18 protein-coding genes are annotated in these 15711 nt (G+C 71.5%); 13 read left to right on the forward strand and 5 right to left on the reverse strand.

All coding sequences use genetic code 11. The features are described from left to right. Window positions 1–10 precede the first annotated feature (10 nt). Window positions 11–907: an oxygenase MpaB family protein gene (locus LO931_RS17310; protein WP_229055107.1), complete on the forward strand. Its 897-nt coding sequence runs from the start codon at window positions 11–13 to the stop codon at window positions 905–907. On the opposite strand, the gene LO931_RS17315 is transcribed toward LO931_RS17310, so the two are convergent. Then, complete coding sequence (locus LO931_RS17315; protein WP_304523527.1) at window positions 899–1459, reverse strand: isochorismatase family protein; 561 nt, start codon at window positions 1457–1459, stop codon at window positions 899–901. The two genes, LO931_RS17310 and LO931_RS17315, sit on opposite strands and share 9 nt — an antisense overlap. A gap of 151 nt (window positions 1460–1610) precedes the next feature. Continuing rightward, window positions 1611–2894 carry a nicotinate phosphoribosyltransferase gene (locus LO931_RS17320; RefSeq protein WP_255658005.1) on the reverse strand — a complete coding sequence of 428 codons (1284 nt, stop codon included), beginning with the start codon at window positions 2892–2894 and terminating at the stop codon, window positions 1611–1613. A 63-nt stretch (window positions 2895–2957) separates the two neighbouring features. Between LO931_RS17320 and clpS the strand changes: the two genes are divergently transcribed. The 9 genes from clpS (at window position 2958) to LO931_RS17365 (ending at window position 8623) form a co-directional block, all read left to right on the forward strand. Then, window positions 2958–3263, forward strand: a complete 306-nt coding sequence (gene clpS / locus LO931_RS17325) for an ATP-dependent Clp protease adapter ClpS (protein WP_229055109.1) — start codon at window positions 2958–2960, stop codon at window positions 3261–3263. A 16-nt stretch (window positions 3264–3279) separates the two neighbouring features. Beyond that, a complete protein-coding gene (locus LO931_RS17330) occupies window positions 3280–3867 on the forward strand; it encodes a DUF2017 domain-containing protein (protein ID WP_229055110.1) in 588 nt (195 codons plus the stop codon). Between the two features lie 67 nt (window positions 3868–3934). After that, window positions 3935–4423: a Mov34/MPN/PAD-1 family protein gene (locus tag LO931_RS17335; RefSeq protein ID WP_229055111.1), complete on the forward strand. Its 489-nt coding sequence runs from the start codon at window positions 3935–3937 to the stop codon at window positions 4421–4423. Continuing rightward, on the forward strand, window positions 4423–4707 hold the full coding sequence (locus tag LO931_RS17340; RefSeq protein WP_229055112.1) for a MoaD/ThiS family protein: 285 nt from the start codon (window positions 4423–4425) through the stop codon (window positions 4705–4707). Before LO931_RS17335 ends, LO931_RS17340 begins: the two co-directional genes overlap by 1 nt. Next, window positions 4704–5651 carry a PLP-dependent cysteine synthase family protein gene (locus LO931_RS17345; RefSeq protein ID WP_229055113.1) on the forward strand — a complete coding sequence of 316 codons (948 nt, stop codon included), beginning with the start codon at window positions 4704–4706 and terminating at the stop codon, window positions 5649–5651. The genes LO931_RS17340 and LO931_RS17345 overlap by 4 nt, the downstream gene beginning before the upstream one ends. Further along, window positions 5648–5986, forward strand: coding sequence for a hypothetical protein (locus LO931_RS17350; protein WP_229055114.1), 339 nt, complete (start codon window positions 5648–5650; stop codon window positions 5984–5986). The genes LO931_RS17345 and LO931_RS17350 overlap by 4 nt, the downstream gene beginning before the upstream one ends. A 53-nt stretch (window positions 5987–6039) precedes the next feature. Further along, window positions 6040–7017 (forward strand): ribose-phosphate pyrophosphokinase, encoded by a 978-nt coding sequence (locus tag LO931_RS17355; RefSeq protein WP_229055115.1) that lies wholly within the window; start codon window positions 6040–6042, stop codon window positions 7015–7017. A gap of 17 nt (window positions 7018–7034) precedes the next feature. Continuing rightward, window positions 7035–7868 carry a glutamate racemase gene (murI, locus tag LO931_RS17360; protein WP_229055116.1) on the forward strand — a complete coding sequence of 278 codons (834 nt, stop codon included), beginning with the start codon at window positions 7035–7037 and terminating at the stop codon, window positions 7866–7868. After that, entirely contained in the window at window positions 7865–8623 is a 759-nt protein-coding gene (locus tag LO931_RS17365; protein WP_229055117.1) for an MBL fold metallo-hydrolase, read from the forward strand. The genes murI and LO931_RS17365 overlap by 4 nt, the downstream gene beginning before the upstream one ends. A gap of 24 nt (window positions 8624–8647) precedes the next feature. Here the strand turns inward: LO931_RS17365 and LO931_RS17370 are convergent, their stop codons facing one another. Continuing rightward, entirely contained in the window at window positions 8648–10714 is a 2067-nt protein-coding gene (locus LO931_RS17370; protein ID WP_229055118.1) for an acyltransferase family protein, read from the reverse strand. An 89-nt stretch (window positions 10715–10803) separates the two neighbouring features. On the opposite strand from LO931_RS17370, the gene rph reads away from it, so the two are divergent. Both rph and rdgB read left to right on the forward strand, forming a co-directional pair. Further along, the gene (gene rph, locus LO931_RS17375) at window positions 10804–11526 is read left to right on the forward strand and encodes a ribonuclease PH (protein WP_229055119.1); all 723 of its coding nucleotides are present in this window, start codon (window positions 10804–10806) and stop codon (window positions 11524–11526) included. Then, complete coding sequence (rdgB, locus tag LO931_RS17380) at window positions 11523–12155, forward strand: RdgB/HAM1 family non-canonical purine NTP pyrophosphatase (RefSeq protein ID WP_229055120.1); 633 nt, start codon at window positions 11523–11525, stop codon at window positions 12153–12155. Before rph ends, rdgB begins: the two co-directional genes overlap by 4 nt. Before the next feature lie 4 nt (window positions 12156–12159). Here rdgB and LO931_RS17385 read toward each other — a convergent pair whose 3' ends face one another. After that, entirely contained in the window at window positions 12160–12798 is a 639-nt protein-coding gene (locus LO931_RS17385) for an SGNH/GDSL hydrolase family protein (RefSeq protein WP_229055121.1), read from the reverse strand. A gap of 44 nt (window positions 12799–12842) precedes the next feature. Further along, window positions 12843–13973: an LCP family protein gene (locus tag LO931_RS17390; protein ID WP_229055122.1), complete on the reverse strand. Its 1131-nt coding sequence runs from the start codon at window positions 13971–13973 to the stop codon at window positions 12843–12845. A gap of 162 nt (window positions 13974–14135) precedes the next feature. Here LO931_RS17390 and LO931_RS17395 point away from each other — a divergent pair, with 162 nt between their 5' ends. After that, window positions 14136–15620, forward strand: coding sequence for an LCP family protein (locus tag LO931_RS17395; protein ID WP_229055123.1), 1485 nt, complete (start codon window positions 14136–14138; stop codon window positions 15618–15620). Window positions 15621–15711 lie beyond the last annotated feature (91 nt).

Consider the following 15711-nt stretch of genomic DNA (forward strand, 5'->3'; position numbering starts at 1 on the left):
AGGAGACCCCATGCGACTGCCGTTGCGCCGCGACCACTGGGAGCGGGAGATCGACCGGCTCGACCCGGTGACCGATCGCCTGCGGATCACCCAGATCCTCTCGATGCACGAGTTCCCGTGGGACCTGCAGCAGGCGCTGAGCTTCGCGCTGTTCCGGACGTACGCGGTGCCGAGCATCGGGCGGCTGCTGTTCGACACCGGCCAGTTCACGGTCGACACGCAGCGACGTCACGACGACACCGTGCTGATCCTGGAGGGCATCGTCGAGCACGGCCCGGACTCGCCGGAGGGCCGTCAGTCGGTGCGCCGGATGAACCAGATGCACGGCAGCTACGACATCAGCAACGACGACATGCGCTACGTCCTGGCGACGTTCGTCGTGATGCCCGTGCGGTGGGTCGACGACTTCGGCTACCGGAGGCTCCGCGGCCACGAGGTCGAGGCGACGGTCGAGTACTACAAGCGGGTCGGTGCGCTGATGGGCATCAAGGACCTGCCGGCGGACTACGCCGGGTTCAGTCGCCTGCTGGACGTGTACGAGACGGAGCACTTCACGCCCGACCGCAAGACCCGCGCCGTGGCCGACGCGACGCTTGACCTGCTGACGTCGTTCTACCCCAGACCGCTGGCACCAGCGGTCGACCTGTTCGCCCGGAGCCTGATGGACGACCACCTGCTCGCCGCCTTCGGCTACCGCAAGCCCCCGGCACTCGCGCGGTGGGCGACGCGGAGGGCGCTGCGCCTGCGGGCGTGGGCGATCGCGCGCATGCCCGCCCGCCGGTCGCCGACGTACGCGCGCGACCTGGCTCGGGTCAAGAGCTACCCCAACGGGCACCTCGTGGCGCGGCTCGGGACGTTCCCCGACACGATGCCCAGCGACGAGGAGATCGCCGCGCGCTCAGCGTGACGATGCGACCTCGACCCCGGCGGTGGTGAGCTCGGCGCGGAGGCTGGGCAGGTTGTCCGGGGTGACGGCAGCGGTCAGGCCCTCGAGCACGCGCACGCCGAAGCCCTCGCGGGCGGCGTCGAGCGCGGTGGCGCGCACGCAGTGGTCGGTCGCGATGCCGACGACGTCGACGTCGGTGATGCCGGCGCCGCGCAGCCAGTCGGCGAGGGTCGTGCCGTCGGGGTCGTGGCCCTCGAAGCCCGAGTAGGCGGCCTCGTACTCGCCCTTGAAGAACGTCGCGGCGAACAGGTCGGCGCGGAGCGGCTCGTGCAGCTCCGAGCCGGGCGTGCCGACGACGCAGTGGCGCGGCCAGGAGTCGACGAAGTCGGGGGTGTCGGAGAAGTGCGCGCCCGGGTCGACGTGGTGGTCGCGCGTGGCGACCACGGTGCCGTAGGTGCCGGAGGCGATGAGCTCGGCGACGTCGGCCGCGACCTGGGCCCCGCCTGCGACCGCGAGCGAGCCGCCCTCGCAGAAGTCGTTCTGCACGTCCACGACGATCAACGCCGTCGTCACCGGAGCCGTCATGCCCCCACCCTAGGCCCGGGCGGTGACTTAGGGACCTTTCGCACGGGAGAGCGGTGACTGAGGGACCTGTTGAGCACCGGCACTGGTCCCAGACTCACCGCCCGGGTGTGGGACTGGTCCCTAAGTCACCGCCCAGGGGTTAGGTGAGGAGGGTGTCGAGCACGGGACCGCCGGGGGAGAGCTGGAGGGCGGCCGGGGGGAGCTCGGCGATCGCGGCCCGGTGGTGGGCCGCGGCGTCCGCGAGGGCTGCGTGGTGCACGCGCTCGCCGTCGCGCACGAGCTCGACCAGCAGGGTGCGGTCGTCACCGTCGTGGGCGGGGGGCTCGCCGATGCCGACGAGCTCGGCCTGCGCCACGCCGTCCGTGAGCCGGCGCACGGCGTACTTGCGACCGCCGACCGACGTCTTGGCGGTGCTGGCCTTCGCGACCGGCACCATCGTGCCGTCGTCGGCGGCGCGGGACACGAGCTTGTAGACGAAGCCGGAGGTCGGCACCCCCGACCCGGTCACGAGCGAGGTGCCCACCCCGTAGCCGTCGACCGGAGCGGCGGCGAGCGCGGCGATCGCGTGCTCGTCGAGGTCGCTCGTGACGATGATGCGCGTCTCGGTCGCCCCGAGGTCGTCGAGCTGGCGACGAACCTGACGGGCCAGCGAGACCAGGTCGCCCGAGTCGATCCGCACGGCACCCAGCCCGGTGCCGGCCACCTCGACGGCGGTCCGGATGGCCTCACGGACGTCGTAGGTGTCGACCAGCAAGGTCGTGCCCACGCCCAGCGAGTCGACCTGCGCGGTGAAGGCGTCCCGCTCGGAGTCGTGCAGCAACGTGAACGCATGCGCGCTCGTGCCGGTCGTCGGGACGCCGTAGGTGCGGCCCGCCTCGAGGTTCGAGGTCGCGGCGAACCCCACGACGTGGGCGGCCCGCGCTGCCGCCACGGCGGCCGCGTCGTGCGTGCGCCGGGAGCCCATCTCGATGCAGGGCCGGCCGGTCGCGGCCTGGATCATCCGGGCGCCGGCCGACGCGATCGCCGAGTCGTGGTTGAGCACCGACAGCAGCAGCGTCTCCAGCAGCACGCCCTCGGCGAACGTCGACTCCACGACCAGCACGGGCGACTGCGGCAGGTAGACCTCGCCCTCGGCGTAGCCCCAGATCGAGCCGGAGAAGCGGTAGTCGGCGAGCCAGTCGAGCGTGGGAGCGTCGACGACCGACTCCGCACGCAGCCACTCGAGCTCCTCGTCGCCGAACCGGAACCGCTCGAGGGCGTCGAGCGCGCGACCCGTGCCGGCCACGACGCCGTAGCGGCGTCCGCCGGTGAGCCGGCGCGAGAAGAGCTCGAACACGCTGCGTCGGTGCGCCGTGCCGTCGGCCAACGCGGCCTGCAGCATCGTCAGCTCGTACCGGTCGGTCGACAGCGCCGTGGAGGTCACCCCCGCAGCCTAGGCCGAGCCGGACGTCATCAGGTTTCGACGTCTCAGGCGGCCTGCGTCACAATGGGGGACGTGCCCAAGACTGCTCCCGTCGAGCATGCTGACACCGAGGTCGAGCCCGACCTCGTGGTCGACCGACCGTGGGTGACGATCGTCTGGAACGACCCGGTCAACCTCATGAGCTACGTCGCCTTCGTGTTCCGCACCTACTTCGGCTACACCGAGGAGAAGGCGACGACGCTGATGATGGCGGTGCACCACGAGGGCCGCGCGGTCGTCTCCAGCGGCGGACGCGAGGAGATGGAGCGCCACGTTCAGGCGATGCACGACTACGGGCTGTGGGCCACGGTCCAGAAGGACGAGGCATGAGCGCCGGAGCGAACGCATGACGCCGTTCCGTCGTCGCCGCAAGGGCAGCATCACGGCGACCTTCGAGCCGGCCGAGGCCGACCTCCTCGCCAACCTCGCCCGTCAGGTCGTCGAGCTGCTGCGCGACCGCCACGGCGAGTCCGTCGCCGACACCGACCCCCTGGCCGCGCAGCTCGGCATGAACGGTCCCGTCATGCCGCCGGAGGACCCGGTCCTGCGCCGCCTGCTGCCGGACGCCTACTCCGGCGACGAGGCCGAGGAGTCCGGCGAGTTCCGCCGCTACACCGAGCAGTCGCTGACCGCGGCGAAGGTCAGTCACGCCGAGGCGATCATCGCGGCCCTCGTCGTGGGCGGCTTCGATCCCGACGCCTCCGACATCCGGGGTCAGGAGCAGGTCGACGTCGAGCTGGGTCCCGAGGCCTCGCTTGCGTGGCTCAAGTCGCTGACCGACATCCGGCTCGCCCTGGCCATCCGGCTGGGCATCGAGGCCGAGGAGGACGTCGACCTCGTCGCGCACTCGGAGGACCCGGCCGTCGCCGCCATGAGCGACGTCTACGACTGGCTCGGACTCGTGCAGGAGTCCCTCGTCGCCGCGCTGCCCTGACGGGGGCCGCGGTCGTTCCGCCCCTCGGATGCCGAGAACGCGGTGCTGACGGGCGTCGATAGGATCAATGACCGTGCTGACCATCGAGCGTGAGATCCACGACGCGATCGTGGCCCACGCGCGCCGCGACCACCCCGACGAGGCGTGCGGCGTCGTCGCCGGCGCCTTCGGTTCCGACCGTCCCTCGCGCTTCGTGCCGATGGTCAACGCCGCGATGTCGCCGACGTTCTACGAGTTCGACTCCGGCGACCTCCTGCGGCTCTACCGCGAGATGGACGACCGCGACGAGGAGCCGGTCGTCATCTACCACTCGCACACGGCCACGGAGGCCTACCCGTCGCGCACCGACACCAACCTGGCCTCGGAGCCCAACGCGCACTACGTCCTGGTCAGCACGCGGGACGGTGCCCACGAGTCCGGCCCCGTCGACTTCCGGTCCTACCGGATCGTCGACGGCGAGGTGACCGAGGAAGAAGTCACCATCGTCGAGCGTTATCCAGATGCACCCATCGACAGCACCGCCCCGAGCACCGATCCGAAGAGAGAGTCAGCCTGATGGCCATCGAGGTCCGCATCCCCACGATCCTGCGCACGTACACCGACGGTGAGCGCGCGGTGGAGTCCTCCGGCTCCTCGGTCGCCGAGCTCATCGACACGCTCGAGTCCGCGCACCCGGGCATCAAGGACCGCCTGGTCGAGGACGGGTCCGACGGCCCGGCCGTGCGCCGCTTCGTGAACATCTACGTCAACGACGAGGACATCCGGTTCACCGGTGCCCTCGAGACCCCGGTCACCGAGGGCTCGACCGTCGTGATCCTCCCCGCGGTCGCCGGCGGGTGAAGTACGCCAACCTGATCGACTCGGTCGGCGGCACGCCGCTGGTCGGTCTCCCGACCCTGTCTCCGTCCCCGGACGTGCGGCTGTGGGCCAAGCTCGAGGACCAGAACCCCACCGGATCCATCAAGGACCGGGCGGCGCTGGCGATGATCGAGGCCGCGGAGGCCGACGGTCGCCTGACGCCGGGCTGCACGATCCTCGAGCCCACGAGCGGCAACACCGGCATCTCGATGGCGATGGTCGCGAAGCTGCGCGGGTACCGGATGGTGTGCGTCATGCCGGAGAACACCTCCGAGGAGCGGCGCCAGCTGCTGCGCATGTGGGGCGCCGAGATCATCCCCTCGCCCGCCGCGGGCGGCTCGAACGAGGCCGTCCGCGTGGCCAAGGGCATCGCGGCCGAGAACCCCGAGTGGGTCATGCTCTACCAGTACGGCAACCCCGCCAACGCCGAGGCGCACTACCGGGGCACGGGCCCCGAGATCCTCGCCGACCTGCCCGAGGTCTCGCACTTCGTCGGGGGCCTCGGCACCACGGGCACGCTGATGGGCGTCGGCCGGTTCTTCCGTGAGCACAAGCCCGAGGTGCGCATCGTGGCCGCCGAGCCGCGCTACGGCGAGCTCGTCTACGGGCTCCGCAACATGGACGAGGGCTTCGTGCCCGAGCTGTACGACGAGTCGATGATCGACGCGCGCTTCAGCGTCGGGCCACGCGACGCCGTCCGGCGGGTGCGCGAGCTCATCGACTCCGAGGGCATCTTCGCGGGCATCTCCACCGGCGCGATCCTGCACGCCGCCCAGGCGCAGGCCGCCAAGAGCATCCAGGCCGGCGAGAGCGCCGACATCGTCTTCGTGGTGTGCGACGGCGGCTGGAAGTACCTGTCCACCGGCGCCTACGAGGGCACGCTCGACGAGGCCGAGGACGCCCTCGAGGGTCAGCTCTGGGCATGAGTGCCTCCTCGCGGCTGCACAGCTGGGTCGTGATGCTGTGCGTCTACGCGAGCGTCTGGGTCGCCGCGGTCGTGTGGGGCGTCGTGCTCGCGGCGAACCGGCCGAGCGAGCGCCCGGAGATCTTCGGGTACGACGACGAGTTCCTCTCGGGGATGATGCTGGTCGTCGGACTGCCGTGGACCGTGCTGGCCCTGCTGGTCGGCTCGGCGGCGGTCCGGTGGCTCCAGGCGCCCTGGGGGCCCGTGGTGCGAGGGTTCGTCTCCGCGGGCGTCGGGGCCGGCGGAGGCGCCGTGCTCCTGGTGCTCGGGGTGGCCCTGTTCATCGCCGTGAGCTGACGCCGGCGGACGGGGAGTAGGCGCAGGGCCCGACCTCCCCTAGGCTTCCCAGCGTGAGCCAGATCGTCGTGTTCTCCGGCAGTGCCCATCGTGAGCTCGCCGAGAGCATCTGCAGCCACCTCGGGGTGTCGCTCTCCCCGTCCGAGACGGCGCGATTCAGCAACGACTGCCTCCAGGTGCAGCTGCTGGCGAACTGCCGACAGCGCGACGTCTACATCGTGCAGCCGCTCGTGCCCCCGACGCAGGATCACCTGATGGAGCTGCTCCTCATGGTCGACGCCGCGCGCGGCGCCTCGGCCGCCTCGATCACGGTCGTGATCCCGCACTACGCCTACGCGCGCTCGGACAAGAAGGACGCGTCCCGCATCTCGATCGGCGGCAAGCTCGTGGCCGACATGCTCGCCACGGCGGGGGTCGACCGGGTCGTGACGATGACGCTCCACGCACCCCAGGTGCACGGCTTCTTCGCGATGCCGCTCGACCACCTGACGGCGATCGGGGAGCTCGCGGCCTACTACCGCGAGCGTGACCTCACCGACACCGTGATCGTGTCGCCCGACTTCGGCAACGCCAAGACGGCCTCGCAGTTCGCGCGGCTGCTCGGCCTGCCGGTCGCCGCCGGCAGCAAGCAGCGCAAGGCCGACGACAAGGTCGTGATCGACGCGATCGTCGGTGACGTGCGCGACAAGAAGGTCATCGTCCTGGACGACGAGATCGCGACGGGCGGCTCGATCGTCGAGCTCGTCGCGATGCTGGAGAAGGAGGGCGTCACCGAGGTCTCGGTCGCCTGCACGCACGGGCTGTTCACCGGCAACGCCGTCGAGCGCCTGCGCGACCACCCGACGATCGCCGAGGTCGTCACGACCGACACCGTCCCGCCGCCGGCCGACTGGCCCACGCTGCGCATCCGGTCGGTCGCGCCGCTGTTCGCCGAGGCGATCGCTCGCATCCACGCCGGCGAGTCCGTCTCCAGCCTGTTCGACGGCGTCGACCCGACGCACGCCCCGCCGCAGCCCAAGCTTCCGCTCTAAGGGTTAGTCTCGGGGCTGTGGCGGACGCACCCATCGGCATCTTCGACTCCGGGTTCGGAGGACTGACGGTGGCCCGTGCGGTGCTCGACCAGCTGCCCCACGAGCCCGTGCTCTACGTCGCCGACACGGCCCGCCAGCCGTACGGCCCGAGGCCGATCAGCCAGGTGCGCGAGTACGCGCTGGAGTGCCTCGACCAGCTCGTCGAGCAGGGGGTCAAGGCGCTCGTGATCGCCTGCAACTCGGCCAGCGCCGCCGTGCTGCGGGACGCCCGCGAGCGCTACGACGTCCCCGTGGTCGAGGTGATCGTGCCCGCCACCCGCCGTGCCGTGAACGCGACCCGGAACGGCACGGTCGGGGTCATCTGCACCACCGCGACCGCCACCTCCCGTGCGTACGACGACGCCTTCGCGGCCAACCCCGGCATCGACCTGCACGTCCGCGCCTGCCCGAGGTTCGTGGAGTTCGTGGAGGCGGGCACGACCGGTGGTGACGAGCTGCTGCAGGTCGCCGAGGAGTACCTCGCCCCGCTCAAGGCAGCGGGCGTCGACACGCTCGTGCTGGGCTGCACGCACTACCCGCTCCTGACCGGCGTACTGTCCTACGTCATGGGCGACGCCGTCACGCTGGTCTCCAGCGCCGAGGAGACGGCCAAGGACGTCTATCGCCTCCTGGCCCGCGAGGGCCTGACGCGCGACGCGGCACTGCCCGCGCCGCGGCACCACTTCATGACCACGGGCGACCCGGAGGAGTTCGCGGCCCTCGGCCGTCGTTTCCTCGGGCCCGAGGTCGGACTCGTCGAGGGCTTCGGTCCCAGGGAGCGCGGCGAGGCCCGCGGGGAGGTCAGGGCATGAAGCTGACGATCGTCGGCTGCGCCGGCTCGTACCCCGGGCCGGACTCCGCAGCGAGCTGCTACCTGGTCGAGGCCGAGCACGAGGGCCGCACCTGGCGCCTGGTGCTCGACCTGGGCAACGGCTCGCTCGGTCAGCTGCAGCGCTACATGGACCCGCGGGGCATCGACGCCGTGGCCATCAGCCACCTGCACCCCGACCACTGCATCGACCTGGTGAGCCTCGTCGTGATCGCGAAGTACCACCCGAAGGGCGCGTACGAGAGCATCAAGGTCATCGCCCCGGAGGGTGCCGAGGAGTTCCTGGCGCACGCCGGCGGCCCTGGCGGCGAGCCGCCGCTCGATGCGCTGAACTTCGCGGTGTGGGACGACGAGCCCGTGCAGCAGGTGGGGCCGTTCACGGTGAAGGTCGTGCGGGTCAAGCACCCGGTGCCCGCGTTCGCCATGCGTGTCGAGGCGGGCGGCAAGGTGCTGGTCTACTCCGGCGACACGGGGCCGACCCCCGAGCTCGACGAGCTCGCTGCGGGCGCCGACATCTTCCTGTGCGAGGCCTCCTTCGTGGAGTCGGCGGTGAACCCGCCCGACCTGCACCTGACGGGTGCCGAGGCGGGCCAGTGCGCCGCCGCTGCCGGCGTGGGCCAGCTGCTCATCACGCACATCCCCGACTGGACCGACGCCGATGAGGTCGAGGCGGACCTCGCCGCGGTCTACGACCGGCCGTACTCGATCGTCCGGCCGGGCGAGGTCTACGAGGCCTGAGGGCCCTCAGCCCGGCGTCACCCCTCAGCGCAGCGTCATGAGGAGCTCGCGCTGCTCGCGGATCTGCTGAGCCAGTACGGGCGTCAGCGTCGCGCCGAAGCTGCGGGTCACGTGGTTGTCGTCGAGGTAGACCGCGATGTTGCCCACGGCGCCGTCGCAGCGTCCACCGGGGCAGAACCACGGGCTGAAGTCGACCTGCAGCACCCGGGCGTCGAGCTCGAGACCGGGGTCGGTGGCCGCGAGGACGTGCTCGCGCGGCACCACGCAGTCGCGGGCGACGTCCACGGCGCACTCGTACATGTTGAACGAGAAGCGCGGGTTGTCGCGGACGCTGATCACGTCGATCCCGGCGTCGAGGAGCTCGGCCACCGCGATGTCCACGCCGGTCAGCAGCCGCTCGGGCTCCTGCGGGGTGACCTTGGTGGTGATCAGGTAGGCCGCGCCCGGGCGCTTCTCGAGGGCGTAGTCGAGGGCTGCACGACGCCACTGCTCGCAGATCTCCTCGTCCTGGCTGATGCTGACCTCGCCGAAGCCGAGCGGGCAGCCCCCGCGCAGCATGAAGACGACGTGCCAGCCCTCCTCCAGCGCCAGGGACGTCAGCGGCTCGGCGAGCTGCTGGGCGTGGGAGTCGCCGAGCACCAGCACGGTGCGGTCGTTCGCCACCTCGGGGGAGTCCTGGAAGCAGCCGTCGGACAGGATCGGGTCGGACGGGACCCAGTCGCCCGTGCAGGGCTCGCCGCGGAAGACCCACTCGTCGTCGAGCTCGGTGGCGAGCGGCACGATCGGCACGTCCCACGGGGTCCAGTCGGGGTCGTCGACGGCCCAGGCGCCGGGGTAGCGCTCGCGGTCGGTGGGATCGACGACGATCGCGGCCGCGCGCGCCTGCTGCTGGGCCTGCCACGCCACCAGCGGCCCGGCCACGACCACGACGGAGGCCGCGATGACCACCGCCTGGCGCCACTCCGGCCGGTGGCGGAGTGCGAAGCTGCGGACCGGGTGCTCGACGTCACGCGTCAGGAGCCGGGCCGCCGCGAGCGACACGAGGATGATCGCGGCTCCTCCGAGCGGACCGACCGTGTCGCGGCCACGAAGCATCGTCCAGGCGATGAGGATCGGCCAGTGCACGAGGTACAACGCGTAGGCGTGTCGCGAGAGCGCCATCAGAGGACGCGACCCCAGCAGGGCTGCCGGTCCGCCGCGGGTCGGCTCGCCACCCGCGACGAGCACGAACGCCGTCGCGAGGACCGGCCACAGGGCCAGGTACCCGGGGAACCCGCCACGCACGTCGATGACGACCCCGCACAGGACGATCGCGACCACGCCCACCCAGCCCAGCACCGCACGCACCGGGGACGGCAGGCGCAGGTACGGCAGCAGCAGCGCGACGAGCGAACCGGCCGCGAACTCCCACAGGCGGGTGCGGGTGTCGAAGTAGGCATAGTCCTGCGACTCGGCGGTCGAGATCACCGAGAACGTGAGCGAGACGACGAAGACCACCGTGAAGAGCGCGACGAGTGCCGGCAGCAGCCACCGCGGTCGGCGACGCACGCACCACGCGGTCACGGCGATGAGGATCGGCCAGATCACGAAGACCTGGCCCTGGACCGACAGCGACCAGAAGTGCTGCAGCGCGCTCGTCGTGCCGAGCTCGCGCGCGTAGTAGTCGACCTCGGCGGCGGCGAGCTGCCAGTTCTGGACGTACAGGACGCTGGCCCAGGCCTCGCGCCACATCTGCGACCAGCTGGTCTCCGGGTACAGGAGGTACGTCATCGCGAGCACCCCGCCGATCGTGACGACTGCGGGCGGCATCAGGCGGGAGAAGCGGCTGAGCCAGTGGCGGCCGAGCCGGAGGCGCTCACCTCGGGCCGCCGTGGCGACGAGCGAGGCGGTCAGCAGGTACGCGGAGATCATGAGGAACACGTCGACGCCGCCGGAGACCCGGCCGAACCACACGTGGTAGACGACGACCAGCAGGATCGCGAGGGCGCGGAGCCCGTCGATGTCCGTGCGACGCTCGGCGCGAGCGGCGGAGCGGTTCCCGGACCCGCGAGGGGTGGACTCCTCGGCCGCGGCCGTCACTGCTGGGTTCATGATCGGGCCCACACGATACGCGACCGGGGGGCCTCGTCGTGGACCTGGCGCTCGGTCCCGTGCCGCGGGACGCCCCCTAGAGTGGCGCCATGACGACTCGTGAGGACGGCCGCGCCGTCGACCAGCTGCGTGACATCTCCATCCAGCGGAACTGGCTCGACCACGCGCAGGGCTCCTGCCTGATCGAGTTCGGGAGGACGCGGGTGCTGTGCGCCGCCTCCGCCGTCGAGGGCGTGCCGCGCTGGCTCAAGGGTCAGGGCAAGGGCTGGGTCACGGCCGAGTACGCGATGCTCCCGCAGGCCACCCACGACCGCTCGTCGCGCGAGTCGGTCAAGGGTCGTGTGGGCGGCCGCACGCACGAGATCTCGCGCCTCGTCGGACGCTCGCTCCGCGCCGCGGTCGACACGACGGCGCTCGGCGAGAACACCATCACGATCGACTGCGACGTGCTGCAGGCCGACGGCGGGACCCGCACTGCGGCGATCACCGGCGCCTACATCGCGCTGGCCGACGCCGTGGCCCACCTCAAGGGGCTCGACGCGACCAAGGGCGAGCCGCTGCGTGAGTCGGTCGCCGCGATCAGCGTGGGCATCATCGACGGTGTCCCGATGCTCGACCTGCCCTACGTCGAGGACGTGCGGGCCGAGACCGACATGAACGTCGTGATGACCGGCTCGGGGTCGTTCGTCGAGGTGCAGGGCACGGCCGAGGGTGCGCCCTTCGACAAGGCCGAGCTCGACGCCCTGCTCGACCTCGCGGCCGGCGGCTGCGCCGAGCTGACCCGCCTGCAGGTGGAGGCCCTCGGCCGATGACCGGCTCCGCGTCGCGGCCGCAGGTCGTGCTGGCCTCGAACAACGCCAAGAAGCTCGTCGAGCTCCAGCGCATCGTGGCCCCGCTCGTGCCCGGTCTGACGGTGCTGGGCCTGAGCGACGTCGCGAGCTACCCCGAGCCGGCCGAGACCGATCCGACCTTCGCGGGGAACGCCCTGATCAAGGCGCGCGCGTGCGTCGAGGCGACCGGGCTGCCGGCGCTCGCCGACGACTCGGGACTCTGCGTCGACGCGCTCAACGGGATGCCCGGGGTGCTGTCCGCGCGCTGGTCGGGGGTGACCGGGGCCGACAAGGACCGGGCGAACAACGACCTGCTGCTCAGCCAGCTGGGTGACGTGCCGGACGTGCGCCGCACGGCGCGCTTCGTGTGCGCGGTGGCCCTGTGCCTCCCGGACGGCACCGAGGTCGTCGAGCACGGCGAGATGGCCGGCCGCATCCTGCACGCCCCGTTCGGGGGTGGCGGGTTCGGGTACGACCCGCTGTTCGCGGCGACCGGGCACGACGTGTCGACGGCCGAGCTCGAGGTTGGCGAGAAGGACCGCATCAGCCACCGGGGTCACGCCCTCGCGGCGATCGCGCCGCGCATCGCGGCGGCCCTCGAGCGGTCCTGAGGGGCTACGGCTGCTGCAGGGCGGTGAGGACCTTCTCGGCGATCGCGCGGCTGCCGTTCACGTCGGGGTGCACGCCGTCGGGTGTGCGCCCCGCCGTCAGCACCCCGTCCATGCGCACGAACTCGCAGCCGTTGCGCTCGGCCGCGGTCTCGACCGCCTCGGTGACTCTGTCGACGTACTGCTGCTGCAGCGGGCCCCACGGCGGAGCGAGCACGACGATCCGCGCGTCGGGGTAGGTCTCGGTCAGGGTGCGCAGGAACGTGTCGGCCGCGACGAGCACGTCGCCGCTCGGCACGGGCACCAGGTCGAGCCCGTCGCAGCGAGCCCAGTCGTTGCGTCCGCCCTCCACGACGATGACGGTCGGCGGCGGCTGCGCGAAGACCCCCGGGCGGTTCGGGAAGCTGCTGCCGCGACACCCCGCGCCGGGGCGCTGGTAGCCCGACCCCGCCTCCGCCAGCACGGTCGGCTCGTAGCCCAGCTCGTCGGCGACGAGGCTCCACCACGCCTGCAGCGGGCTGCCCGGCTCGTCGAGGTAGTTCGCCGAGATCGAGTCACCGATGACGAGCATCGTCGGGGTCGCCCCGGCGGTGGCGCGGTCTCCACCGGAGCCGACGAGCAGGGCGACGCCCACGGCAGCAGCCACGACGGCTGCTCCCGCGACACCCCACCAGCGTCGGCCCCGCACGGTCATTCGGTTTTCGGGAGCCCGTCGGGCGTGCAGAGGTCGCCCACGTCGCTGGTCTTGTCGTTCGCGATGAGGTCGAACATCTGCGCCGAGCGCTCCTCGTCCCAGCGCACGTCGAAGTTCCTCAGCGGCACCGTGCAGCTCAGGCCCTCGCCACTCATCGCCGAGGACAGGCCCTGGGCGAAGCGCACGAGCTGCAGCGTGCTGACGTCCTCGTCGATCGTGAGCGAGGCCGCGGCGCCCTGGTTGATGCCCCAGTAGCGGAACGGGTTGAGGACGCTGGACGGTCGCTTGACCTTGGCGGCCAGGCCGGCCATGACCTCGCGCTGCGCCTGGACGCGCTGGATGTCCTGGGTCGCATAGGTGTGCCGCGACCGCGAGTAGCCCAGCGCCGTCGCGCCGTCGGCCTCCTGGCAGCCGGCCGCGATGTCGATGCCCGCGTCGGGGTCGGCGATCGGCTCCTGGGGGCAGATCTCGACCCCGCCGACGGCGTCGACGACGTTGACGAGGCCGCCGAAGCCGATCTCGAGGTAGGCGTCGACCCGCAGGCCCGTGTTCTGCTCGATCGTCTGCACGAGCAGCGGCGGACCACCGTAGGAGTAGGCCGCGTTGATCTTGGTGCTGCCGTATCCGGGGATGTCGACGATCGAGTCGCGGGGGACCGACAGCAGCAGCGCGGGTCCGTCGCCGACGTGCAGCAGCATGATCGTGTCGGTGCGCCCGTTGCCGCCGGCGTCGCCGCCCGTCGCGAGCTCGGCCTGCTGCTCGGCGGTCAGGCCGGCGCGGCTGTCGGAGCCGACGACGAGGTAGGTCGTGCCGGGCTGGTCGGCCGGGCGGTCACCGTCGTAGGAGGCGTCGACACGACTCGTCGTGCGGAGCGCCCAGAAGGGGACCGCGACCAGGAACACGAGCCACAGGACGAGCAGCAGGAGCGGGACGCGGATCCACCAGCGACGCTTCTTGCGGGGACGGCCACCGCCCGACGGACCGGTCGGACCCGCGGGACGCCGGCCCGGCGGCGGGAGGTTCGGCGGCGGCAGCTCCGACGGCGGAGCGGGCGCGGGGCGTCGGGGAGTCGTCGACGGGCCCTGGTCGTAGAGCCAGTCGTACCCCTCGGGCGGCTGTTGCGGCATGGGATGACGGTATCTCCGACCGCCGCGTTCGGCTGCGACGACACCGATCCGTCATCGTCGAGAGGGCGAAAAGTTCCTCGTGGCATCGGCGTGCCCTCAAGTCGGGGTCGAGACTTTGTGGTCAACTGTTGCCGCTCAGCTCCTTCCCCACGTGAGGACGACATGCCTGACGATCGCTCGAGCGCGGGTCCCAGCGTGCCCGCTCGCTCTTCCGGCCCGACGCGGGCCAGCGCTGCCGAGGAGTCGGCACGCGTGCAGTTCCGTCGCGCCATCGTCCTGCTGGTCATGACCCTGGTGATCCCCGGCTCGGCGCAGATCGCCGCCGGCAACCGTCGTGTCGGCCGCATCGCGGTGCGGATCTGGGCCGTCCTGCTCGGCATCACGCTGCTGGGCCTGCTCGTCTTGTTCCTGTCCCGGTCGACCTTCCTGAGCCTGGTGCTCGACCAGCGCATCCTCTTCCTCGGTCGCTGGATCGTGACCGCCGCCGCGATCGGTTGGGTGCTGCTGCTGCTCGACGCGTGGCGCCTCGGCATGCCGCTGCGGCTGCCGCAGCGACGCCGGCTCGTCGTGACCGCGGTCAACGGGGTGCTGTGCTTCGTCGTGGCCGGTTCTCTGCTCTTCGCCGCCAACGTGCTGGCCGCCCAGAACCACCTGATCGGCACGGTCTTCGCCTCCGAGGAGGTCGCCGACGCGAGCGACGGCCGCTACAACGTGCTGCTGCTCGGCGGTGACTCCGGCGAGGGGCGCGAGGGCATGCGCCCCGACTCCATCAACGTCGCGAGCGTCGACGCCGAGAGCGGTCGCACCGTCATCGTCAGCCTGCCGCGCAACCTGCAGCGGGTGCCGTTCCCCGAGGGCACCGTGATGCACGAGCAGTTCCCGGACGGCTTCATCAGCGAGGACGAGGACGAGGGCTTCTACCTCAACGGTGTCAGCACCTGGGCCAACGACCACGCCGACCTGTTCGGCGACGTCGCCGACCCGGGTCTGCTGGCGACGACCCAGGCCGTCGAGCAGATCACGGGCCTGAAGATCAGCTATCACGCGTCGATCAACATGCAGGGCTTCGCGCAGCTCATCGACGCGGTGGGCGGCGTGACGGTCGACGTCAAGCAGCGCACGCCGAAGAGCGGCATCAACGAGAAGACCAAGGGCTGGATCGAGGTCGGGGAGCAGGAGCTCAACGGCGACGAGGCCCTCTGGTACGCCCGCAGCCGCAAGGCCGACAACGACTTCGCCCGCATGGGCCGCCAGAAGTGCGTCATGAACGCGATGCTGTCGCAGCTCAGCCCGCAGAAGGTGCTGCTCAACGTGCAGGACATCGCGGAGTCCAGCGCGGCGCTGCTCTCGACCGACATCCCGGCCTCGGAGCTCGACCTGTTCGCCGACCTGGCGCTCAAGGCGCGGACCTTCCCGGTCGCGACGGTCTCGATCGTGCCCCCGGCCGTCGACACCACCGACCCGAACTTCGACACCGTGCGCCAGATGGTGACCGACGCGGTCAGCGCCGCCGAGGGCCAGGACGAGCCGCCGTCGGCCTTCGAGTCGGTCACCGCCGCGCTCCCGCAGCCGGAGCGCTCCGAGGAGGAGGCGGCCGCCGACCCGACGCTCGCCAACGACACGACCGACCTCGCCGAGGCCTGCTGAACCTGCTTACGATGTTCCGCCGGGACCGAATCTGAGGGGTCGTGGTGGTGCACGACAAGCAGGCATGGACGACCCGGCGGGGCGGGGACCG

The organism is Aeromicrobium sp. Leaf350 (genome assembly GCF_916858655.1).
Classification (GTDB): Bacteria; Actinomycetota; Actinomycetes; order Propionibacteriales; family Nocardioidaceae; genus Aeromicrobium.

Excerpts from the sequence above, each read along its gene's own strand:
- LO931_RS17310 (WP_229055107.1), top strand. The coding sequence starts at position 11 with ATGCGACTGCCGTTGCGCCGCGACCACTGGGAGCGGGAGATCGACCGG.
- clpS (WP_229055109.1), top strand. The coding sequence starts at position 2,958 with ATGGGGGACGTGCCCAAGACTGCTCCCGTCGAGCATGCTGACACCGAG.
- LO931_RS17330 (WP_229055110.1), top strand. The coding sequence starts at position 3,280 with ATGACGCCGTTCCGTCGTCGCCGCAAGGGCAGCATCACGGCGACCTTC.
- LO931_RS17335 (WP_229055111.1), top strand. The coding sequence starts at position 3,935 with ATGACCGTGCTGACCATCGAGCGTGAGATCCACGACGCGATCGTGGCC.
- LO931_RS17340 (WP_229055112.1), top strand. The coding sequence starts at position 4,423 with ATGGCCATCGAGGTCCGCATCCCCACGATCCTGCGCACGTACACCGAC.
- LO931_RS17350 (WP_229055114.1), top strand. The coding sequence starts at position 5,648 with ATGAGTGCCTCCTCGCGGCTGCACAGCTGGGTCGTGATGCTGTGCGTC.
- LO931_RS17365 (WP_229055117.1), top strand. The coding sequence starts at position 7,865 with ATGAAGCTGACGATCGTCGGCTGCGCCGGCTCGTACCCCGGGCCGGAC.
- LO931_RS17370 (WP_229055118.1), bottom strand. The coding sequence starts at position 10,714 with ATGAACCCAGCAGTGACGGCCGCGGCCGAGGAGTCCACCCCTCGCGGG.
- rph (WP_229055119.1), top strand. The coding sequence starts at position 10,804 with ATGACGACTCGTGAGGACGGCCGCGCCGTCGACCAGCTGCGTGACATC.
- rdgB (WP_229055120.1), top strand. The coding sequence starts at position 11,523 with ATGACCGGCTCCGCGTCGCGGCCGCAGGTCGTGCTGGCCTCGAACAAC.
- LO931_RS17390 (WP_229055122.1), bottom strand. The coding sequence starts at position 13,973 with ATGCCGCAACAGCCGCCCGAGGGGTACGACTGGCTCTACGACCAGGGC.
- LO931_RS17395 (WP_229055123.1), top strand. The coding sequence starts at position 14,136 with ATGCCTGACGATCGCTCGAGCGCGGGTCCCAGCGTGCCCGCTCGCTCT.